Consider the following 827-nt stretch of genomic DNA (forward strand, 5'->3'; position numbering starts at 1 on the left):
GGATGTTGATCGCGCAGTACTTTGCGGCGTCCTTGCCGCCTGCCGTGTCGACATCGCGGCCAAGCAGCCCGCTCGCCTGCAGCTTGCCGTCCTTGAGCGGCAATTGGCCGGCGGTGAACAGCAAATTGCCGGTCCTGCAATAGGGCACGTAGTTGGCGGCGGGCGCGGCGGCGACAGGAAGCGCCACGCCCAGATCGCTTAGCCGCTTTTCGATTGTTTCACTCATGGTATTTCCCTATTGCTTGGTGACGCCGCGCGGGCCGGGCCGAAATTGCTATTTTTGCCTCGCTTCCGCCACGACTTTTTTTAAGCTGGACCATCTTTCCCTGCGGCTTGCCATTAGCCGCGACGATCGGAGTACCTCATGCGCGCAACGCGCCTTGCATTCCATGCCGTCCTGTTGTCGGGGGTCTTCTCGATAGGCCCAGCCTTTGCCGTGCCGGCGCTGCAAGCCCACCGCGCCGTTTACGACCTTACCCTCAAGAAGGCGTCCGATCAGTCCGGCATCACAGGCATATCCGGCCGCATGGTCTATGAGTTCAACGGCTCGGCCTGCGAAGGCTATACGGTGAAATTCCGCTTCGTCACCCAGATCGTCACTGCCGACAACACTAGGCTGACGGATCAGCAGACGACCACTTTCGAGGACGCTGAAGGCAAGACGTTTTCATTCGTGACGAAATCCTTCGTCGACCAGAACCTCGACAAGGAGGTCAAGGGCGTCGCCACGAAAGAGACCAAGGGCCTGAAGGTCGATATCGACAAGCCTGAAAAGAACAGCGTCGAGCTGGCGAGCACCCAATTCCCGACCCAGCACCTAGTCGAAC

At 59.6% G+C, this 827-nt stretch carries 2 protein-coding genes; one reads left to right on the forward strand and one right to left on the reverse strand.

What is annotated here, in order from left to right; genetic code table 11:
* Nucleotides 1-226: Atu1372/SO_1960 family protein (locus tag EN935_RS38290; protein WP_245489172.1), on the reverse strand; the 226-nt coding region annotated here is incomplete at its 3' end.
* 138 nt (nucleotides 227-364) lie between these two features.
* Here EN935_RS38290 and EN935_RS38295 point away from each other — a divergent pair.
* The coding region (locus tag EN935_RS38295; RefSeq protein ID WP_127374358.1) for a DUF1849 family protein at nucleotides 365-827 on the forward strand (463 nt) is incomplete at its 3' end.

Origin of the sequence: Mesorhizobium sp. M7D.F.Ca.US.004.03.1.1 (assembly GCF_003998635.1) — a bacterium.
Classification (GTDB): domain Bacteria; phylum Pseudomonadota; class Alphaproteobacteria; order Rhizobiales; family Rhizobiaceae; genus Mesorhizobium; species Mesorhizobium loti.